This window comes from Collinsella sp. SGI.241, assembly GCF_050312955.1.
Classification (GTDB): Bacteria; Actinomycetota; Coriobacteriia; order Coriobacteriales; family Coriobacteriaceae; genus Collinsella.
Genome location: NZ_JBNPKM010000004.1, coordinates 115,461 through 135,916, shown reverse-complemented (window position 1 = coordinate 135,916; position 20,456 = coordinate 115,461). Strand labels below are relative to the sequence as shown.

19 protein-coding genes are annotated in these 20,456 nt (G+C 60.9%); 8 read left to right on the top strand and 11 right to left on the bottom strand.

Annotated elements, in window-relative coordinates; translation table 11 throughout:
• Window positions 1-39 precede the first annotated feature (39 nt).
• Window positions 40-702, bottom strand: coding sequence for an HAD hydrolase-like protein (locus ACQQ92_RS03075; protein WP_427795761.1), 663 nt, complete (start codon window positions 700-702; stop codon window positions 40-42).
• Between the two features lie 156 nt (window positions 703-858).
• Between ACQQ92_RS03075 and ACQQ92_RS03070 the strand changes: the two genes are divergently transcribed.
• Entirely contained in the window at window positions 859-1,719 is an 861-nt protein-coding gene (locus ACQQ92_RS03070) for a DegV family protein (RefSeq protein WP_427728986.1), read from the top strand.
• 93 nt (window positions 1,720-1,812) lie between these two features.
• On the opposite strand, the gene ACQQ92_RS03065 is transcribed toward ACQQ92_RS03070, so the two are convergent.
• The 4 genes from ACQQ92_RS03065 to tgt form a co-directional block, all read right to left on the bottom strand.
• Window positions 1,813-2,121: a type II toxin-antitoxin system YafQ family toxin gene (locus tag ACQQ92_RS03065; protein ID WP_427728984.1), complete on the bottom strand. Its 309-nt coding sequence runs from the start codon at window positions 2,119-2,121 to the stop codon at window positions 1,813-1,815.
• A gap of 2 nt (window positions 2,122-2,123) precedes the next feature.
• Entirely contained in the window at window positions 2,124-2,423 is a 300-nt protein-coding gene (locus ACQQ92_RS03060; RefSeq protein WP_427728982.1) for a type II toxin-antitoxin system RelB/DinJ family antitoxin, read from the bottom strand.
• Window positions 2,424-2,536: 113 nt separating this feature from the next.
• Window positions 2,537-3,295: a TIGR00730 family Rossman fold protein gene (locus ACQQ92_RS03055; RefSeq protein WP_154515782.1), complete on the bottom strand. Its 759-nt coding sequence runs from the start codon at window positions 3,293-3,295 to the stop codon at window positions 2,537-2,539.
• Window positions 3,296-3,528: 233 nt separating this feature from the next.
• Window positions 3,529-4,668, bottom strand: a complete 1,140-nt coding sequence (gene tgt, locus ACQQ92_RS03050) for a tRNA guanosine(34) transglycosylase Tgt (protein WP_195622157.1) — start codon at window positions 4,666-4,668, stop codon at window positions 3,529-3,531.
• A 233-nt stretch (window positions 4,669-4,901) separates the two neighbouring features.
• Here tgt and ACQQ92_RS03045 point away from each other — a divergent pair, with 233 nt between their 5' ends.
• Entirely contained in the window at window positions 4,902-6,674 is a 1,773-nt protein-coding gene (locus tag ACQQ92_RS03045) for a hypothetical protein (RefSeq protein WP_427795760.1), read from the top strand.
• 399 nt (window positions 6,675-7,073) lie between these two features.
• Here the strand turns inward: ACQQ92_RS03045 and queA are convergent, their stop codons facing one another.
• The 3 genes from queA to ACQQ92_RS03030 all read right to left on the bottom strand — a co-directional run bounded on the left by queA (window position 7,074) and on the right by ACQQ92_RS03030 (window position 9,630).
• Window positions 7,074-8,285 (bottom strand): tRNA preQ1(34) S-adenosylmethionine ribosyltransferase-isomerase QueA, encoded by a 1,212-nt coding sequence (gene queA / locus ACQQ92_RS03040; RefSeq protein ID WP_427795773.1) that lies wholly within the window; start codon window positions 8,283-8,285, stop codon window positions 7,074-7,076.
• A gap of 70 nt (window positions 8,286-8,355) precedes the next feature.
• Window positions 8,356-8,931, bottom strand: a complete 576-nt coding sequence (locus ACQQ92_RS03035; RefSeq protein ID WP_427719828.1) for an epoxyqueuosine reductase QueH — start codon at window positions 8,929-8,931, stop codon at window positions 8,356-8,358.
• Window positions 8,932-9,060: 129 nt separating this feature from the next.
• Entirely contained in the window at window positions 9,061-9,630 is a 570-nt protein-coding gene (locus ACQQ92_RS03030; protein ID WP_427719827.1) for a DUF3267 domain-containing protein, read from the bottom strand.
• A 132-nt stretch (window positions 9,631-9,762) separates the two neighbouring features.
• Here ACQQ92_RS03030 and ACQQ92_RS03025 point away from each other — a divergent pair, with 132 nt between their 5' ends.
• Together ACQQ92_RS03025 and ACQQ92_RS03020 are read left to right on the top strand one after the other, a co-directional pair.
• Complete coding sequence (locus ACQQ92_RS03025) at window positions 9,763-11,913, top strand: methionine--tRNA ligase (protein WP_427795759.1); 2,151 nt, start codon at window positions 9,763-9,765, stop codon at window positions 11,911-11,913.
• A gap of 151 nt (window positions 11,914-12,064) precedes the next feature.
• Entirely contained in the window at window positions 12,065-13,168 is a 1,104-nt protein-coding gene (locus ACQQ92_RS03020) for an RsmB/NOP family class I SAM-dependent RNA methyltransferase (RefSeq protein ID WP_427795758.1), read from the top strand.
• 21 nt (window positions 13,169-13,189) lie between these two features.
• Here ACQQ92_RS03020 and ACQQ92_RS03015 read toward each other — a convergent pair whose 3' ends face one another.
• Window positions 13,190-13,360, bottom strand: a complete 171-nt coding sequence (locus ACQQ92_RS03015) for a hypothetical protein (protein ID WP_427795757.1) — start codon at window positions 13,358-13,360, stop codon at window positions 13,190-13,192.
• Window positions 13,361-13,566: 206 nt separating this feature from the next.
• Here ACQQ92_RS03015 and ACQQ92_RS03010 point away from each other — a divergent pair, with 206 nt between their 5' ends.
• Entirely contained in the window at window positions 13,567-14,640 is a 1,074-nt protein-coding gene (locus tag ACQQ92_RS03010; RefSeq protein ID WP_427795756.1) for a hypothetical protein, read from the top strand.
• 107 nt (window positions 14,641-14,747) lie between these two features.
• Here the strand turns inward: ACQQ92_RS03010 and ACQQ92_RS03005 are convergent, their stop codons facing one another.
• Entirely contained in the window at window positions 14,748-15,638 is an 891-nt protein-coding gene (locus tag ACQQ92_RS03005; protein ID WP_427795755.1) for a DegV family protein, read from the bottom strand.
• A gap of 318 nt (window positions 15,639-15,956) precedes the next feature.
• On the opposite strand from ACQQ92_RS03005, the gene ACQQ92_RS03000 reads away from it, so the two are divergent.
• From ACQQ92_RS03000 to ACQQ92_RS02990, 3 genes are all read left to right on the top strand, one after another.
• Complete coding sequence (locus tag ACQQ92_RS03000) at window positions 15,957-17,873, top strand: fructose-1,6-bisphosphatase (RefSeq protein WP_427728967.1); 1,917 nt, start codon at window positions 15,957-15,959, stop codon at window positions 17,871-17,873.
• 78 nt (window positions 17,874-17,951) lie between these two features.
• Window positions 17,952-18,347: a GtrA family protein gene (locus tag ACQQ92_RS02995; RefSeq protein WP_427795754.1), complete on the top strand. Its 396-nt coding sequence runs from the start codon at window positions 17,952-17,954 to the stop codon at window positions 18,345-18,347.
• A 221-nt stretch (window positions 18,348-18,568) separates the two neighbouring features.
• Complete coding sequence (locus ACQQ92_RS02990; protein WP_370450581.1) at window positions 18,569-18,976, top strand: GtrA family protein; 408 nt, start codon at window positions 18,569-18,571, stop codon at window positions 18,974-18,976.
• A 585-nt stretch (window positions 18,977-19,561) separates the two neighbouring features.
• Here ACQQ92_RS02990 and ACQQ92_RS02985 read toward each other — a convergent pair.
• Window positions 19,562-20,452 carry a DUF4430 domain-containing protein gene (locus ACQQ92_RS02985; RefSeq protein WP_427795753.1) on the bottom strand — a complete coding sequence of 297 codons (891 nt, stop codon included), beginning with the start codon at window positions 20,450-20,452 and terminating at the stop codon, window positions 19,562-19,564.
• Window positions 20,453-20,456: the final 4 nt, after the last annotated feature.

Sequence of the window (20,456 nt, the reverse complement as noted above, 5' to 3'; positions counted from 1 at the left end):
CAATGAGCGACGGCCACACCCGCCTCTCGCATAACGTCATTAGATGGCGAAAAGTTTAGCAAGCTCGGCCACCGAGTGCACCACTGCATCGGCACCCGCCGCCTCGTGCTCGCCCGGCACCGCCGCGCCCGAATAGATACCAATGCACGGCACGCCCCTTGCGTGCGCGCCCTCCACATCGTTAAAGCGGTCGCCGATCATCACGGCATCGTCCGCCGTCGCGCCGAGCGCCGCCAGGGCATCGCGAACCGAATCGGCCTTGGTCTCGCGCCCCTGCGGCGGATTCATACCGACCACCGCCTCAAACTGCGAAATCCCCAGCTCGCCCACCATGTCGATGCACTTTGCCTCCATGCGCGACGTCGCCACGGCCAAGTGATGCCCCTGGGCGGCCAGGCCATCGAGCAGTTCGGGAATTCCATCGAACACGGGGTACTCTTCCGGTCCCAGCTCATCAAAAAAGGCACGGTACTCGTCGGCCACCACAAGCGACTCCTCGCGCGAGAAGCCGTAGAAGTCGTGGAAGCTCTTCCACAACGGAGGCCCGATCATGCGGCGCAGGTCACCCATCTGCGCCTCAGAAAACCCGCGCGCAGCCAGCGTTTTACGCGTCGAGGTCATTACCGCCCGGCCCGTATCGGCCACCGTGCCGTCAAAATCAAACAGCACGACCGGCCGCTTGCATATCTCCAGTGCCTCCATCGACATCCCTCTTCCCCAGTTGAAGATTTCCACACCGACACTTCAAACTGTTGACTATTCAACAATTGAACCTAGCAATGTGGAGCGACTCTACTATACTTGTCGCACTTTGCTCTCAGAAGGCGGCGCGCAAGCGCCCCAACGAAAGGTGCAATTATGTCTTTTGCCATCATAACCGACTCCACGTCGGACATCTCCCCCGCCCGCGCCCAAGAGCTCGGCATTTACGTGATTCCACTTCATGTGATTATCGAAGGCGAAGACCTGCTCGACCAGGTGCAGATTACCGCCGAGGAATACGTCGCCCGCATGGCCGGATCCGAGCAGCTGCCGCACACCTCGCAGCCAAGCGCCGGCGAGTTCAAGGCACTCTTTGACCGCGTGCGCGCCGACGGCCACGATAGCGCCATCTTTATCTCACTGTGCAGTGAGTGGTCCGCCTGCTATGCCAACGCCAGCCTGACGGCCGAAGCGCACGAGCTCGACGTGCGCTGCATCGATTCGCGCACCGGCTCGGGTGCCGAGGGCCTGCTGGTGGAGTACGCGCTGGCCATGCGTGAGGACGGCCGCAGCCTGGACGAGACCGAAGCGCAGATCCGCGCGACGCTGCCCGACGCCCATCTGCTGCTGATTCCCCGCACGCTCGAGAACCTCGTTAAGAACGGCCGCGCGCCCAAGCTCGCCGGTCAGCTCACGCAGATGCTCAATATTCGCCTGGCCGTTTCGCCGGAGTGGAAATCGGGCGAGATCAAGGCGATCAAAAAGGGTCGTGGCGCCAAGCGCATCGTCACCAACACCATGGCAGATTGCCTCGCATTTTTGGCCGAGCACCCGGGCTCCAGCGTACGTGTGCTCACGACCGGCGCCGCCGAGGAGCAGGAGCTCGTCAACCAAGCGCTCGCAGGCCAGAACTACGTAGACGCCGGCACCGGCCCCATCGGCTGCACCATCGCCACCCACGTAGGCGTCGACGCCATCGCCATCAGCTACTGTCCCCGCTACCAGCCCATCCACTAGGGGCACCTTTACCACTTGCGGTGGAATAGGGACTGTTTTTGGCTTATCAACCGCAAATCAATCCCTATTCCACCGCAACTTAAAAACGGGCACTCAGCCCTGTGGGCCCTGGAATAGCTCATCATGTGAGCCCATTCTGACCAGTCTGATCACCGGATTAGTCTTATGCGGCAAGTAGAGAACGACCACATCGACCAAGCCATCGGATAGATGGAAATCGATGTGGCCGTTGTAGTTGCCACCCGGGTTTGAAAGCTCGTGGGCGCCATATTCCGCGGGAAGCGAGCCGTGAGCCGCAAGCTCTGCAACTGCCGCCTTAAACTCGGTTTTTAGCTGCGGATGGACGCGCATCGTCCGTTTGTAATCCGCCTTAAACTGAGCCTCGACTTTAATCTCAAACATCGCTAGCCCTCATCGAGGAACGATATAAGCTCATCGGCGTTATTGAATGACGGGCTGTCGTCCGGCAAAATCCCCAACTCATGAGCCTCGGCAATCACCATGGCGCGCCTCGTCGCCTCATTGGGCACCTCCGCCCTTCCTACGATCTCAAAAGGAATCTTTCGTTGATTTACCAGCTGCCGGACAGCAAGGTTGAGATACGAATTGAGACTCAGACCAACCGTATCCAAGAACTCAGTCGCCTGTTCCTTGAGCCCCTCTTCGATGCGAACCGTCGTAGGCTTAACCGCTGCAGTAGACATATGCGACCTCCTCGCCCTCGTCTTTTGCATCAGTATACCCCGTTTAGATGGCAGGCTGATGTTAAATAGCATCAGTCTGCCGTTCACATTCCACAACGACAGGCACGCTCGCCCTACATCAGCCCGCTCAGGACAATATCGACGGCCTCGTTGAGGTCATCGGTGATGTGGACGAGGTCTGGATCGAGTGGGCTGATCATGCCGGCATCCATCACCGGGCCGTTGAGCCAGTCGAACAGGCCCTGCCAGTATTCGCTGCCCACCAAAACAAGCGGCATGCGCTTGACCTTGTGCGTCTGCACCAGCGTGAGCACCTCAAACATCTCGTCGAGCGTACCAAAACCACCGGGAAACACGATGGCGCCCGAGCTGTATTTGACAAACATGGTCTTGCGCACAAAGAAGTAACGGAAGTCCATGCCGAGGTTCACGTATTTGTTGAGCCCATGCTCGTGCGGAAGCTCAATACCCAAGCCGACCGACTTGCCGTTGGCGCTCGCCGCTCCCCTGTTGGCCGCCTCCATAATGCCAGGACCACCGCCGGTGATAACCGCCACGCCGCGCTGCGCGATCTTGCGGCCGACCGTGCGCGCCGCCTTGTAGAGCGGATCGGTCTTGGGCGTGCGGGCACTGCCGAAGATGGTCACCGCGGGCCCGAGCTCGGCAAGCGCGCCGAAGCCATCGACAAACTCGGCCTGAATGCGCAGCACACGCCACGGGTCGGCGTGCAACCAGTCAGTCGAGTCCTCGGGCGCCAGCAGGTTGGCGTAGGTGTTGTCCTTAGGAATCATAGGGCCGCGCATAACCACGGGGCCGCGTCGGTACGTCTCGTCGTAGGCCGGCTCGCCCTCGACGTTCTCATTCTTAATCATGGGATACTCCTATCGAAAATAGAAACGGGCGGGGTCGACGCCATGCGTCAAACACCCGCCCGAACATCAACCATTCGGTATGGTACCCACGATGCATCAAGCGCTTGCAAGGCATCGGTCAGAGGTCGTGCAACCGATGCCGACGCATGCGATGCCCGGCACCGGCTACGCACGGTCGATTGGCACGTAGCCTCGATACCGCGCGAGCGCCCCCGTAAGCGCACCCGCAGCTCTTAGTAATCCACTGCCGCGGGGCTGTTCATCCAGTCGCTCACGAACGCACCGTAACGGCCCTCGATAATGGCCTGGCGGGCACGCTGCATAAGGTTGAGCAGGTAGTAGATGTTGTGCATCGAAAGCAAAATGCCGCCGAGCATCTCCTTCTGCGTGACCATGTGGCGAATGAGCGCACGGCTGTAGCCGCCCGTGCACACCGGGCAGGTGCAGGTGGGATCGATGGGGCCGTCGTCGTGCGCAAAGCGGGCGTTGCGGAAGTTAAGGCGACCCTCGCTCGAAAACGCCGTCCCCATGCGGCCGGTGCGCGTCGGCAGCACGCAGTCGAACATGTCGATGCCCACGCCTACACCACGCACGAGCGTCGTCGGGTTGCCGACGCCCATCAGGTAGCGCGGCTTATGTTTGGGCATGTACTCGCTCGCGAGCGGTGCCAGCGTCTCAAACATGGTCTCGTGGTCCTCGCCCACCGAGTAGCCGCCAATGCCGTAACCGGGGAAGTCACCGCACTCCTCCAGATGGCGCAGCGAACGCAGGCGCAGGTCCAGATGCATGCCGCCCTGAACGATGCCAAAGAGCGCCTGGTCGTCGCGGGTATGAGCTTTATAGCAGCGCTCGGCCCACATGCTCGACAGCTCAACGGCGCGCTCAACGTAGGCGCGCGTGGCGGGATAGCCCGGGCACTGGTCGAGCTGCATGCAGATGTCGGAGCCGAGCTTCATGGCGATTTCCATGTTGTCCTCGGGCGTCCAGAACACGTGGCGGCCGTCGTAGTCGTTGACGATAAAGCGCACGCCCTCGTCGGTGAGCTTGACGGCGTCGTTGTGGCTGAACACCTGGAAACCGCCGGAATCAGTGAGGATGGGGCCATGCCAGTTCATAAACTTGTGCAGGCCACCCAACTCGGCGATGGTGTCCTCGCCGGGGCGCATGGACAGGTGATAGGTATTGGCGAGCACGATCTGGGCACCGAGCTGCTTGACAGTCTCGGTAGGAATGCCCTTGACGTTTGCCTTGGTGCCCACGGGCATAAAGATCGGCGTCTCGATGTCGCCGTGCGGAGTGTGCAGCACGCCGGCACGCGCATGCGTCGTCGGATCCTCGGCGATCAGGTCGAATTTAAATAGGCTCTGGTCCATAAACTGGAACTCCTTGGTTGCGGTTCATACGCAAACCATTATAAAGACCGCGGCAGGTGAACGGCATAACGTCTTTCGGAGAAGGGAATGTCAAGCGCAAACTGAATAGAGCGGCCAAATTTTTGCTATCCAAGCGAGCCATCGAACACGTTTTGAAACTTTGCTGCGGCGCGCGGGATGCCGGCGCGAGACTTTATCATAGGGTGACAATCAACGATGAGGAGCACATGCCTATGACAGACGAGCTGGACCCCCAGACTCAGCAGCATATTGATGATTCCGCAGACGCCGTCGACGACTGCAGCACTCCTACCTGCGTCGCCGCTTCCGTCGATGCATCCGCCGAAGATGCGCACGCCGGTGCGGATAAGGCAACAGACACAGGCGATACTGTCGAGCATGACGAAGGCGAGCAACCGGAGTCGAACGACGCCGAGCCCGACGCGGACCCCGCGTCACAGGCGGCAGGCCCCATCGAGGTATCTTCGGAAGAAGAGCTCGATGCCGTCATGGACTCCATGATGGATGCCGTCAAAGCAATGAAAGACGCCGTGGCCGACGCCGATGTGGACGTCGAAGAAGAGAAGGCCGCCGAGGCCGCATCGACCTTCGTGCCTGGCGAGACCCCCGTTGCCGACCAAGGCAGCACCGTACCTTCGTTCTTACAGCTCGAGCACCCTACAATTGGCGCAGATGCAGTTGACCCGCACACTGCCGGCTTTTCCGTGATCGAGGGTGGCACCGGCAATATCGCCACGTCGCAGGCGCCCGATGCGGGTACGGCCGACGCCGGTCACCCGACCGCTCCACACGCCCCTGCAGCCAGCCGCGATCTGGGAACCGCCGTCTCAAATACAGCAAACGCCGTAGGCACTTTTATCGCCCAGGGCGCCTCTGCCATGCGCGAGATGAACGCCGCAAAGAAGGCGCTCGCGGACGCTCGTGCCCACCTGGCCGAACTTGATCAGCGCATCGCCGATCAAGGAGAGGAGCTCGAGACGCGCCAGGATATCGCAGGGCGTTACGACCAGATTGTCGCCGAGCAGCGCCACGCTATCGACACGGCACAAAAGGCCGCCGCGGCGGCAGAAATCGGCCGCGATACCCATGCCGCCAAGACAACAGAGCTCAAAGCGCAGCTCGAACAAATAAAAGAAGAGGACGACGCCACCGAGCGGCGTCTCAAAGCCGCACTCGATGCCGTCGAAGCGCGCGAAGCCAGCTCGCGCGAGACCGGTAACCGCCTCGTACGACGTCTCGAGGATTCCAAGCGCATCCGCGACAAGGTACAGGCCGAGCGCGACGCCGGCGTTGCCGCAGCGCAGCAAACCGTCGACGCCACGCGTGCTCAACTCGAAACGTTGCGCCGTGAGTATGCCGAGCTGCAGCGCAATCCCTCGGCAAATCCCGCCAACTATACGGTGCGCACCAGCGAGCTTTCGATGCAGATTTCCGACACGGCTGATGCCCTGCGTAAAGCCGAGGAAGATGTCCCGCGCATCACCGCCGATCTTGAGCACTCGCTCGCAGCCGCCGAGCACGCCGTCGAGCAGGCGCAAGCCCCCATCGCCGACGCCAAGCGCGCCCATCAGGCCGTGACGGCCGAGGCCGATGCCGCGCGCGACGAGCTGCAGACCGCAAAGGCGGCCGCTGCAACGCGCCAGCGCGAATTACGCGAGAAGATCGTCACCGAGGACAAAGCGCGTCAAGAGCAAGAGCAGGCTATCGCCAATGCCCAGGCGGACGTCGCGCATGCGCAGTCGATCATCGAGCAGGCGACCGAGGTGCACAACCATCCCGAGATCACCGAATCGCTCGCGGGCTCCCTGGCTCGCGATAAGGACGAGCGTGCCGAAACCGAGCGCGAAGTGGCTCAGCTCGAAGCCGCCGAGAACGACGTGCGCGAGCGCACCCGTGACTCACGCGTTAAATTCACCGGCGCAATCGTCTGCATTGTCGCCGTAATCCTCGTGATCGTCCTAATCTGGCTGTTCGCGAGCAAGTAAACCAGCTGCCAAAAAACACTCACCGCAACGTTTTGATTGGTGCAAAGGGGCCAGGCTACTTTGCACCAACTTGGTGCATATAAAGCAGTCCCCATTGCACCAACAACGTTTGCCCAGATAAAACCTGCCAAAATAAACCTGTCCCTTTTTGGCAGGTTGAACCACGGCAACGCCAATGTTTTGGCGAAGTCAGCGAAAACCCGCCAGAACGGCAATCTCTTGACAACCAAAGAAATGCCGATGTTTTGCCAGCGACAGCGAGCGGGTCGCATTTGAGGCAAGGTGACGTGAAACGAAAGGGCGCTGACCTTCTGGTCGCGCCCTTGAAGTTGAACGTCAGATTGTCCAAATGCGGCCCGCGCAGCGTCGAGCAGTTACGCGGTTCGTAGAACCGCGTAACTAACAAATGAGCATGGCGTCGCCAAAGCTGAAGAAGCGGTAGCGCTGCTCGATAGCGGCGGCATAGGCATCCATGATCTGATCGCGGGTGGCAAGTGCGCTCACGAGCATCATGAGTGTGGAGCGCGGAACATGGAAGTTAGTGATCAGCGCGTCGACCACGTGATAGGTCGAGCCGGGCATGAGGTAGAGCTGCGTCGTCGCGTTCTCGCGCGCCACGATGTCACCACGGCCGAGCGTGTCGGCCCCGTCCTTACGGCCCTCAAAATAGCGCGCTGTCACAGCCGGATCGGACACCGGCGCGTCCGCGTCAAACGCACTCTCGAGCGAGCGGACTGCGGTGGTACCGACAGCAATCACGCGATGCCCCTCGGCCTTAGCCTTATGCACGGCGTCGACAACCTCCTGCGACACGTGATAGCGCTCGGTGTGCATCACGTGCTGCGTGGGGTCGTCCTCCTCCACCAGACGGAAGGTATCGATGCCCACCTCGAGCTCGACAGCGGCAAACTTCGCACCCTTGGCCTCGATAGCGGCCATGAGCTCGGGCGTGAAGTGCAGGCCCGCCGTGGGAGCGGCAGCTGAGTGCTCCTCCTTCATGGCGTAGACGGTCTGGTACTTCTCGGGATCGCCCTCGTAATCGGTAATGTAGGGCGGCAGCGGCACGTGGCCGGCAGCATGGATGGCCTCATCGAGCGTGCGCGGCTCGCCGGCGGCATTGCAACCGGCCGGCTCAAAACGCACCAGGCGGCCGCCGCGGCTATCGGTGACAAAGTCGACGACCTCGGCCGTCAGCACCACGGGCGCGCCCTCGGGCGCATGGGCGCCACCGGCGCGATACTCAATTTGAGCGCCGGGCTTTAGGCGCTTGCCCGGCTTGACCAGGCACTCCCAAACGTGACCCAGAGGATCCACGTCCTCGCGGCGCTTGAGCAGCAGCGTTTCGACCACGCCGCCCGAGCCTGTCTTGCGGCCAATCAGGCGGGCCGGCATCACGCGCGTCTGGTTGATGACGAGCACGTCGCCCGGCTCGATATAGTCGATGATGTCGCGGAAGATGCGGTGCTCGACGGTGCCGCCATGCTCCAGTGGCGTTCCCGCCTGGGAGCCCTTGCGATCCACCACCAGCAGGCGGCAGGAGTCGCGCGGCTCGGCAGGAGCCTGGGCAATCAGTTCCTCAGGAAGGTTGTAGTCAAAATCATCGGTACGCATAGACACGTCGAATACTCCTTATATAGCTAAAATCCGCTCTACATCCTAGCAGGCTGCCAGCCCAAAAGAACTACTTTTTGGCGGCTTTGCGCTCGTCGCGGATGCGGGCGCGGTCCATGGCCGCCTCGACGGCCGAGAAGCGGCAACCACAGTAGTTCTGCCGATACATGCCCAGCTCGCGCGAACGGCGTGTCGCCTCGGGATAATACGGGCGAAAATCGCGAATGACCGGGGCGAGCCCATGTGCCGCCGCCAAGCGCTCAAGCACGTCATTGCAGGTGTCGAACAACTGATACGGCGAGACGGCGAGCGTCGTGCCCACAAACTCAAACCCGCGCTCCTGGGCCACACGGCATGCCTCGGCAAGACGCAGGGCATAGCACGCGCGACAGCGACGGGGTCGATCGGCGCCCAGCGGGGCCACGCCGGCCTCCCAGCGCTCGCGGTCCTCCCCCGCCTCGATGAGCTCGATGTCGCCATCGGCACACCACTGGCGCAGCTCGTCCAAACGCCGCTGCCATTCATCGCGCGGCTGAATATTGGGGTTGGTCCAGCAAATCGTGGGCTCAAACCCCTCCTCACGCAGCAGACGAACCGGCTCCAGCGAGCACGGCGCACAGCACGCATGCAGCAGCAGCGGCTTCATGGACATCTCCTCCCAATCTTTGCCCAGGGTAGTCTTTTTGGGACGGGGCTATTTTGACTACTTTTAACGTCAAGCAGTCAAAAATACCCATCTCCAAAAAGTAGTCAAAATAGCCCCGTCCCAAAAAGACTACTGACCAAAAAAGCGCACGCCAAAGGACGTGTCCTCGCAGGCGACAATGCGGCGGTCGCGCAAAATGGTCCGCACGTAGTACCAGTCGCCCACACAGCCCGACAAATGCAAGCCGGCCGCCAGGTAGCACAGCAGTGGATAGCCCGAAAACGCAAACCCCAGGGTAAACGCTGTCGTCACGACAACCGTCGGCGCCAGACAAACTGCCATGTACCGCCGGCGCGAATACACAACGCCCTCGGCGCAGGCGTAAATCATGCACGTCTCGAGGTTCGCCCCAAAGGTAACCTGCGCGCCCGCAGGAGCCAGCAGCTTAAAGAACACGCCGTGCACCAACTCGTGCACGGCAAATGACGCCGCCGAAACCGCAGCCAAGCCGACTATCCAGCCCAAGACAGCCGTCCAGCCACCCGCGTCAGCCGCATCCAGATCCGCGGGACCACCCAGCAGCATAAACACCGGCACCAGGCACACGGCAAATGCGCCAAGCACGGCCATCCCCCACACAAAGCAGGCGTGCAGGAAATCCTCGTCTTCAAACGCATGTATGTTGGAAATCTCATTCATAGCATCTTAGGATAGCGCCCCTGCCACGTACCCGTCCGCATGTGCGATAATGTCGAACGATATGCACGAATTGACCACCGCGTCGCCGAGCCCCGCGCCCGGCCACGCTCTCACCATATGCGAAGGAGTCCCATGGCATCCAAATACTCCATGAACGACCGTCCCAGCTGGCCTCGCCGCGCCATCGTTACCGCCGGCGAGCCCTATGGCAACAAGGGTCTTCACTTTGGCCACGTTGGCGGCGTCTTTGTCCCGGCCGACTTCTTCGCCCGCTTCCTGCGCGACCGCCTGGGCCGCGAGAACGTCATCTTCACCTCGGGCACCGACTGCTACGGCTCGCCCATCATGGAGAGCTACCGCAAGCTCAAGGAGAACAAGGGCTACGATAAGTCCATTAGCGAGTATGTCGAGTCCAATCACTCTCGTCAGGCCGCGACCCTCAACAACTACAACATCAGCTGCGACATCTACGGCGGCTCGGGCCTTGAGCCGGCGGCCCAGATTCACAACAAGGTTACCGCCGAGATTATCGAGCGCCTGCACGAGCAGGGCACCATCTCCAAGCGCTCTACCCTGCAGTTCTACGACGCCAAGGCCGGCACGTTCCTCAACGGTCGCCAGGTCATCGGCCGCTGCCCCATCCAAGGTTGCAAGTCCGAGAAGGCTTATGCCGATGAGTGCGACCTGGGCCACCAGTTTGAGCCTGAGGAGCTCATCGCGCCCAAGAGCCAGCTCACCGGCGAGGTGCCCGAGCTGCGCCCGGTCGACAACCTCTACTTCGACCTGCCCGCCTACCTCGACTTTATGAAGACCTATACTGCCAAGCTCGCCCAGAACCCGCAGGTTCGCTCCGTGGTCTCCAAGACCATGGAGGAGTGGCTGCTGCCGGCACAGCTCTACATCCAGAACAAGTTCCGCGAAGCATTCGATGCCGTCGAGGATCAGCTTCCCGAGCACACCGTGCTGGAGCCCGAGGGCAACAAGAGCAGCTTTACCGTCACCTTCCCCAGCTGGAAGGAGCGCGACGATGCCCACGCGGTGCTCGCCAACGGCGGCGTGCGCTTCCGTAGCGGCAAGGCGCTCGTGCCCTTCCGCATCACCGGCAACATCGACTGGGGCGTTCCGGTGCCCCAGGTCGACGGCGTGACCGATGTCACCTGCTGGTGCTGGCCCGAGAGCCTGTGGGCGCCCATCAGCTACACCCGCACCGTGCTCGCCCGCGACGCCCGCGCCGCCGGCGTGACCGAAGGTGTCGCCGCCCAGGACGCCGCCCTCATGGGCGAGCCCGCCGCCGATTCCACCCAGGTCCCCGCACCCACCTACCAGCACAGCTCGCTCGACTGGCGCGACTGGTGGTGCTCGGACGACGCACAGATCTACCAGTTTATCGGTCAGGACAACATCTACTTCTACTGCATCGCGCAGACCGCCATGTGGGAGGCCCTGGGTTGGAACCTCACGCAGAGCACCGTCAGCGCCTGCTATCACCTGCTCTACATGGGCAAAAAGGCCAGCTCGTCCTCGCAGACGCCTCCCCCGCCGGCAGACGACCTGCTCAACCACTACACCTGCGAGCAGATGCGTGCGCATTGGCTGTCGCTCGGCCTGTCCGAGAAGCCGGTGAGCTTTAGCCCCAAGGCATATGACACACGCGTGACCGGCAAGGACAAGGACGGCAACGAGGTGCGCGCCTGCGACGACAAGCGCGTTATCGACCCGGCCCTTAAGGAGAGCGCGCTTTTGACCGGCGTGTTCAACCGCCTGGCCCGCAGCTGCTTCTACGGCGTCGCCGTCAAGGAGGGCGACGAGAGCCCGTACCGCAACGGCTGCATCCCCGCCGGTGCCGCCTCCGCCACCGTGGTCGAAGCCGCCGAGCAGGCAGCTCTCGCCTTTGAGCAGGCCATGTACAAGTTCGAGACGCACCGCGCGCTCGCCGTGTGCGACGACTACCTGCGTGCCGCCAACAAGCGCTGGAGCGACGCCTCCAAGGCCGCCAACAAGCTCGAGGGTAGCGAGGCAAACGCCGCAATGACGCAGGCCCTCGTCGACGCCTTTACCGAGCTGCGCATGGCGACCGTGCTCATGCACGGCATCGTCCCGGCCGGCTGCGAGCTCATCTGCGAGTACTTCGACGTTGACCCGGTCGCCTTCTTTAGCTGGGACAACATCTTTGCCTCCACGGACGAGTTTGTGGAGAGCCTGGGCGAGAAGCCCGGCGAGCACCGCGTAAAGCCGCTGCCCCCGCGCTTCGACTTCTTTAGCAAGCACGAGAGCCAGTACTAGACAAACGCCAAGGCAGACTAGTCAATTTGGGACGGGGCTATTTTAGCTACCCCGTCCCAAATTTAACTGCAACGCCTGCCGAAACGGACGGGCAGCTAAAATAGCCCCGTCCCAAATTGACTACTTTTAATGGAATGGGAAGGAAAGACGGATGTCCAAGCCGCGTCGTCGTAAGCAGAAAAAGCAGGTTAAGCCCGAGCTCAAGCTTAGGCAGTTTGCCGCTACCGAGCTTTCCGACCAGCTTGCCGCCCAACACTCCGCCGCCGACCTGCCGCGCTTTATGGTCGACACGGTCGCCGGCGCCTATGCGCCTGCCGATGCCGAGCTCATAATCGAAGGCTTTGGCGCCGCTGCCACGCGCCCGGTCACGCTGCGGGCCAACACGCTCAAGGCGACCGCCGAGGACATCGCCGCCGCGCTCGACGCAGCCGGCATCGCCCACCAAACCGTTGCCTGGTACCCGGACGCTTTTATCCTGCCCGAGGCCCAGGTATCCGATCTGTGGGATCTCGGCATCTACCGCAACGGCAAAATCTATCTGCAGAGCCTGTCGTCCATGATGCCTCCTTTGGTGCTGGGCGCTCAGGCCGGCGAGGACATCCTGGACATGTGCGCGGCCCCCGGCGGCAAGACGACGCAGATCGCCGCCCTCACCCAGGGACAGGCGCACCTCACCGCCTGCGAGATGAGCATTCCCCGCGCCGAAAAGCTCGAGGCCAACTTGGGCCGCCAGGGCGCCAAAAACGTGCCCGTCATGCGTATCGACGCACGCGAGCTCGACGAATTCTTCCGCTTTGACCGCATCCTGCTCGACGCCCCCTGCACCGGCACGGGCACCGTCATCAGCGGCAACGAGAAAAGCCTGCGCGGCCTGACCGAGCAGCTGCTCTGCAAGTGCGCCCGCTCGCAGCGCGCGCTTCTGGACCGCGCCATGGGCGCCCTCAAGCCGGGCGGCACGCTCGTCTATTCCACCTGTTCGATTATGCCGCAGGAAAACGAGGACGCCCTGCAAGAGGCCCTCGACAAACACATGGACTGCGAGCTCATCCCCCTCGACGGCACGCCGAGCGAAAGCGAAACGCGTCGCGCCCAGGAAGCTGGCGAAGAGCCACGCGTCGAGAGCAACGCCCTCACCGAGGCCGTCGCCACCGGCCACGTCTCGACCGTCGCCAACGGCATGCCCGGCACGCTGACCATCCCGCCCAGCCGCGACTTTGAGGGCTTCTACATCGCTCTGATCCGAAAACGCAGCTAGCGCACGGACCAACTCAACAAGCTATCTCCGTGCGCGCCTGTCCTGCTGGTCACGGTGCTGCTTAAGTGCCTCGCGTTCCTTGCGCTCGGCCTTTTTGCCCTTAATGGCCGTAACCACAAAGTAGATGACCGCGGCGGCTACGATTGCGCCCACGCATAGGCCAATCGAGCTCAATATTGTCGTGATTTCCATACCGCGCCACCTCTCTTATAAACGGGACATCCAAGATAGCACCTCGATTCCCGCCACCACAGCTCCTTCACGTTCGCGGCCCTTCAGTCTAACGGATGGCGCGGCGGGGAAAAATCAACACGTCAAACGTTTTAGCAACGTAGCGCCGGTCGCACGCTGCCGACCGCACATTATAGAAACGGACCGCAATGGATTCTCTCAACGATTTGAACGAGCGTGTTGACGCTTTTGTCGCCACCAGCTCCTTCGACACGCCCGCCGCGACGAACGACCAAGCCCCCATCGATGTTCCCGCCGAGGTTCACGAGGACATCGTCGCCTCGGTCGATTTCTCAGAGGTTGAGCTTGCGGACGAATTTACCGAGCCCCAGGTGGCCGTAACCCCCAGCGGCCTCTTGCCCATGGAGCCGCTGCCCATCGACGGGCGTCTGCGCAAGGCGGCCCTCCGCATGCCCGATGAGATCGAGGAGGCCAGCGGCTTTACGCTCTTTGGACGCCGCATCAAATCGCTCATCTACACCACCGACGTGGCGGTCATCCGCAACTCCAATGCCGACGCCGTGTTTGCCGTCTACCCCTTCACCCCGCAGCCTGCCATTACGCAGGCGCTGCTGACTGTTGCCGAGTGCCCGGTCTTTGTGGGCGTTGGCGGCGGTACCACCACCGGTAAGCGCTCCGTGCAGATGGCGGCCGTCTCCGAGATGCAAGGCGCGGCGGGCTGCGTGGTCAACTCCCCCGCTACCGCCGAGATGGTCGAGCACATCACCAACATCGCCGACATCCCCGTCATCGCCACGGTCGTTCGCTGCGATGACGATGCCCACGCCAAGGTGCGCGCCGGGGCCAAGATCCTCAACATCGCCGCCGGCAAAAACACACCCCAGGTCCTACGCGAGCTGCGAGAGCACTATCCCAGCCTGCCGCTCATCGCACCGGGTGGCAAGACGCCCGAGAGCATCCGCGAAACCATCGCCGCCGGCGCCAACGCTATCATCTGGACGCCGCCTTCGGCCCAGCAGCTGCAAACCGACATGATGGAGCGCTACCGCAAGATGAAGGAAGACGCCACGCCTGTCATCTCGCGCGACGATGTGCCCATTATCGACCAGGTCGCCGCCGCCGAGGTCAGCCAGGTCGAGAACATGAATCCCGACGTGCCGATTCCCGACGAGGTCATCGAACGACTCGCCTCGATCCACGATCATATCGAGGAGCGTCGTGCCAACCGCGGACTCAAGCCCTCGCTACACGGTTTCTTCTTCCGTGGAAAGAAACGCTAGCCGCAACAGCAAGGCCCGCCCCGCAAACAACGGGACGGGCCTTTTTCTGTTATCAAATGTCAGGAGGACAGGCGTAGCCGTTAAAACCGTCAGCCAGCCCACAAACGTTAGTCCACGCGCTTGTCGCCCATAAAGAAGAGCGCCACCGTACCAGGTCCGGTATGCGAGCCAATCAGAGTACCGATGTCATTAATCTCAATCTTGCCTTTAAGCTGCGGAACCTGTTCCTCGATCAGCGCCGCAACTGCCTCGGCATCCTCGCGACACGCCGAGTGCGACATGATGCACTTACCCGAATAATCCGCACCGCCCTGCACGTGTGCCATCATGGTCTTAGCCATCTCGGAAATCGCGCGCTTCTTGGTGCGAATCCTCTCACGCGGCGCCAGCTCACCTTCGCAATCGACCGTCATAAGCGGGCAAATCTTGAGCGCCGTGCCGATAATCGCGCTCGCAGCCGAAATGCGACCGCCGCGCAGATAGCTCGACAAATCGGTCGAGAAGAACCAGTGGTGCAGGTTGAGTTTATGCTCCTCAATCCAAGCGGCCGTCTCGTCGAGCGAAGCGCCGCCATCGCGAACGTCGGCGGCACATTCCGCCAGCAGGCCAAGGCCCGAAGACGCCGCCAGCGAATCGATGACGCGCACCTTGCCGCCCTGGGGATAGCGATCCGCGAGCATCTGCGCCGCAACGCAGGCCGATCCATACGTGCCCGAAATACCCGACGACAACGTCAGGTGCAGCACGTCTTTACCCTCGGCAACAAACGGCTCCCAAAACTCCTCGTACTCACCCACGCTCACCTGAGACGTCTTGGGCATGGCGCCCGCGGCAATCTGAGCAAAAAACTCGTCCGGCGTAATCGACTGATACAGATCGTCCGTATAGACAACATCGTCGATCTCGTAATGAAAACACACGACAGGAATATTGCGCGACGCAAAGAACTCACGGGTTCGATCGGCGGAGGATTCACAGGTCAGGACAAAATCACTCATATGAGGCTCCTTACTCATTGCTGCGCAAATTATCGCACAGCATGCGTGAATACGGTACAAATGTCCGTTATTTACCAAATTGAACCAAAGGTAGTGAACATCTTTACCGTCATCATCTCTAGCGATCCCGGAGGTATGCGCCTGCAAAAATGACCCCATGTCTCCACTCAACCGCCATATCTACCTCGACTAAATCGATTTAGCAAACCGTTCGGCCAACAATTCAATCTCCTAACCCCAATCGAAACAAAAGCAGCGCATACTGATAAACGTTTGACGATGTTTATCAGTTTTACCAACCACATCGGAAGGTGTTTCATGGTCGCATTCGATCGCAATCCGCAAGACTTCAAGTATCTGCGCCTGCTGTCGAGACAGTTCCCCACCGAGCAATCCGCATTCACCGAGATCATCAACCTCTCGGCCATCCTCAACCTGCCCAAGGGCACCGAGCATTTTATGAGCGATGTGCATGGCGAGTACGAAGCCTTTATGCACATCCTCAACAACTGCTCGGGCGTCGTGCGCGAGCATGTCGACGAAATCTTTGGCGACACGCTCTCCTTTAACGAAAAGGGCGAGCTGTGCACGCTCATCTACTACCCGCGCGAGAAGATCGATCTGGTCCGCAGCCGGCACGAGGACTCGCCCACCTGGTACAAGACCATGCTCAACCAGCTCATTGTGGTTGCCCGCTCGCTTTCGAGCCGCTACACCCGCTCCAAGGTACGTAAGGCCATCCCGCGCGATTACGCCTACATCATCGACGAGCTGCTGCACACGCATCCGGACGAGAACAACTACCGCGTGCGTTATCACGAGCGCATTATCGAATCCATCTTGGAGACCGCCAGCGCCGATGACTTTATCGAGTCGCTCGCCTCGCTCATCAAGCGCCTCGCCGTCGACCACCTGCACTTGGTGGGCGACATCTTCGACCGCGGCGGCGGCGCGGCCAAAATTATGGACCGCCTGCTCACCTATCATTCGCTCGATATTCAGTGGGGCAATCACGACCTGTTGTGGATGGGCGCCGCTGCCGGCGAGCCTGCCTGCATCGCCACGGTGCTACGCAACAACCTGCGCTACGACAACTACGAGATTCTCGAGAACGACTACGGCATCTCGCTGCGCGAGCTTGTCGCCTTTGCCAACGCTACCTATACCGCCGGCGAGCCCATCAGCCCGCTCATCAAAGCCATCAACGTTCTGCTCTTTAAGCTCGAGGGCCAGATTATCCAACGCCACCCCGAGTTCGACATGGCCGACCGTCTACTGCTCGACAAGGTCGATCACGACACCGGCACGGTCACCCTCGCCGACGGCAGTGTGTGGCCGCTCACGACCAACGACTTCCCCACCGTCGATCCAACGGACCCCTACACGCTCACGCCCGAGGAGCAGCACATCATCGACAAGCTCGTGTCCGAGTTTGTCACCGCCGATCATCTGCATCGCCACATCGATTTCCTCTATACCCACGGCTCCATGTATAAGGTCGCCAACGGCAATCTGCTGTTCCACGGCTGCGTACCGCTCAACGAAGACGGCACCTTTAGCAGCATGAACTGCCTGGGTACCTGGCACGCCGGCCGCGATTATTTTGATTTTTGCGACTATATCGCCCGCCGCGCCTGGCGCGTCGGCGACCGCGATGCCCTCGACTGGATGTGGTACCTGTGGATCGGCTTTAACTCACCCGCCAGCGGACGCGTGGTGCGCACCTTCGAGCGCGCCTACATTGCCGACAAGAGCACGTGGGTCGAGCCGATGGACCCGTACTACACGCTCACCACGTCCTCGTCCGTTTGCGACGATATCATGCGAGAGTTTGGCGTCGCCCCCATGGCCTGCTCGCCGACGGGCCATATCATCAACGGCCATACGCCCGTCAAGACCACCAAGGGCGAGCAGCCCATCCGCGCCAACGGAAAGCTGCTGGTCATCGACGGCGGTTTCTGTCGCGCCTACCACCCCAAAACGGGCATCGCCGGTTACACGCTCATCTCGAGCTCGCGCGGATGCCGCCTCAAGTCGCACCAGGCCTTTACCAGCGTTGCCGAGGCGCTCACCCGCAACATCGATATCGAAAGCGAGACCAACCGCTTTGACGAGGCCGACCGGCGCCGCATGGTGAGCGACACCGATACCGGCGTCAAGATTCGCAGTCAGATCCAAGACCTGCGCCAGCTCCTCGATGCATATAGAAACGGTGCTATCGAGGAGCGCGCCTAGCCCCGCCTGCGGGGATTGGTTAAACTTGCTGGGTTTGTCATCCCCGCGGCGCCCCGGCGCCACCCTAAGGCAGGTACCATGCAAAAGCTCCTTGCGCAGATCATAAAGTTTGGCGTCGTCGGCGTCGTTGCCACCGTCATCGACTTTGGCATCATGAATCTGCTCCACTACGGCCTGGGCCTCAACATCTTGATCGCCAACACCAGCGGTTTTATCGTCTCGCTCATCTTTAACTACGTCGCGAGCATGAAGTACGTGTTTGCACACAAGGAGGGCATGAGCCGCCGCCGCGAGTTCATCATCTTTGTCGTGCTATCCGTTATTGGCCTGGCGCTCAACGACGGCATCGTGCTTGTCCTCAACGCCGGCCTGGGCCTCGAGGCCAATATCGCCAAGATTTGCGCTACCGCACTCGTCATGGTCTACAACTTTGTAACGCGAAAGATCTTCCTAGAGGGCGAGCAGGCCAAATAGGTCGGCCTCCTCGTTGCACTACGGGGACCTGCGGATGACGCGCGTCAAGCGCTGTGTTATTCACTGGCCTTGCTCGTTTACGGGTAGATTTGCAGCGTTTGCGGATTACCTCTTGAATATTTGGCGAGTTCGTATAGTTCTTGCCAAAGACCTTACGTTTGCCATGCAAAAGCTCTAAAGTATCTCGTTGCTCGATTCATCAACGCATTGGATGTGATTACGTGCGCAACGCGCTGGCACAACCTCATACCAAGCAGTTCCTCAAGTTCGCTGTCGTAGGTCTTATCTCCTTTGGCGTCGACTGGGGCATGCTTATTGCGCTCGTCGAGCTGTTTCACCTCGACTTTTTGATGAGCACGACGGTCTCGTTTACCACGTCCGTCGTGGTTAACTACTGGCTCAGCATGAAGTACGTGTTCGACCATCGCGAGGGCATGAGCCGTAAGCGCGAGTTCACGATCTTTACCATCCTGTCGGTGATCGGTCTGGGCCTCAACGACCTGTACATGTTTGTGGGCGTCACGTTTTTGAGCATCGGCTACCAGGCCATGAAGGCCATCGCCACGTTCCTGGTCACCTGGTACAACTACTTTAGCCGTCGCTTTTTCCTCGAAGGCGCACGGTCGTAGTCAGCCAAACATACCCTTGCATTCGCAACCGGTTGGAATTCCCATTCCAGCCGGTTTTTGTTTGCAGAGTCTGCCGAGGAAGGCGGGCTACGGTGCATGAATGGGACGCAATTTCCCCATGAACGCCGTTCCGGAAAGTGTATCCCAGATTGCAGCCTCAGAATGGGATGCAGCTTCCGCAACGCCGTCCTAGCGGAAACTGTGTCCCGGAATCAGTCAACAGAACGGGACGCAGTTTCCAGATGAGCCCCCATGCGGAAAGTCCATCCCGGAATGAGCCCCCAGAGCGGGACACGCTTTCCGAAACCCGCCCCATCGGGAAACCGTATCCCGGTCTGAGCGTGGATTCCGGGACGCAGTTTCCCGCGGACGCCGAAACGGAAAGCGCATCCCGTTATCGATGTCTAGAACGAGATGCGCTTTCCCAATGGATGCTGATGCGGAAATTGCGTCCCGGAATTCACCTTCAGAGCGGGATGCGATTTCCAGTTGAGCCTCGATTGGGAAACGACGTCCCATTCGCATAAAGACGGGCGGCTCGGATGTTGGTCCGAACCGCCCGTTTGGCATGTTATGTCGAGGCATTTAGCCCGTTACGTAATACCAGACCACGCTGTCGCCATTGGAGAGAACGTAGTTGCTGCACGCCGTGTTGGGCGTTACGCCGTTGACGGAGTACATCCAGCCGCTTGTACCACCGTGCTCCTTCTCGGCCAGGCCGCCGATAGCGGCGACATACGTGCCGTACGATGAGCCGTGCGCATTTACAGAGAGACCCAGTGCGCACAAAGCATCGTAGGCCGTAGCGCCCTCGTTGAAGGTGAACGTACCGCCAGAAGACACCGGGTTACCCACGGCACTCGACGTCACAGAGACCGTCACAGTAATGTAGCCAGGCTGCTGCGGGTCGCCCTGATTACCCGCAGAAGCGTTGCCGCTGTTGGATACAGACCCACCGCCGGTCGCCGAGCCGCCGCCCGAAGAGGAGCCGTTTGAAGAACTCGATCCACCAGCGGATTCGGAGCCCTGTCCGGCAGACGCGTTGTTGGACTTCTTGCCGCCCTTGCCTTCGGACTTCTTCTCTTTCGAATCCTTGTCTGACTTCTCGTCCGAAGACTCGGAAGCGTCCTTGGAATCCGATTCATTCGAGTCCTTGGACTCGGAGTCCACAGCGTCAGAAGACGAGGAGCCCGCTGTCTCCGTCTTGCGAGAGGCGATAGAGCCAGAGTCGGCAACGCTCCTCCCCGCCACGGCCCGAGCGATCCAATCGATGGACCAGGAACCGCTGGCGGAAGGGTGAACAAAGCCCAGCGAGACGACAATCAGCGCGATGCAGACGGCCGTCAGAGAGCCAAGCAGCGCCTTGCGCCGAGAGGCGGACGCCGCCGAGGCGGCGCCCTTTTGCTTAGCATCGTCGAGCTGAATGAACGACGAGTCGGGTTGCTTGGAGTCGGCGTCCTGAGGTTTATTGGACACAGCT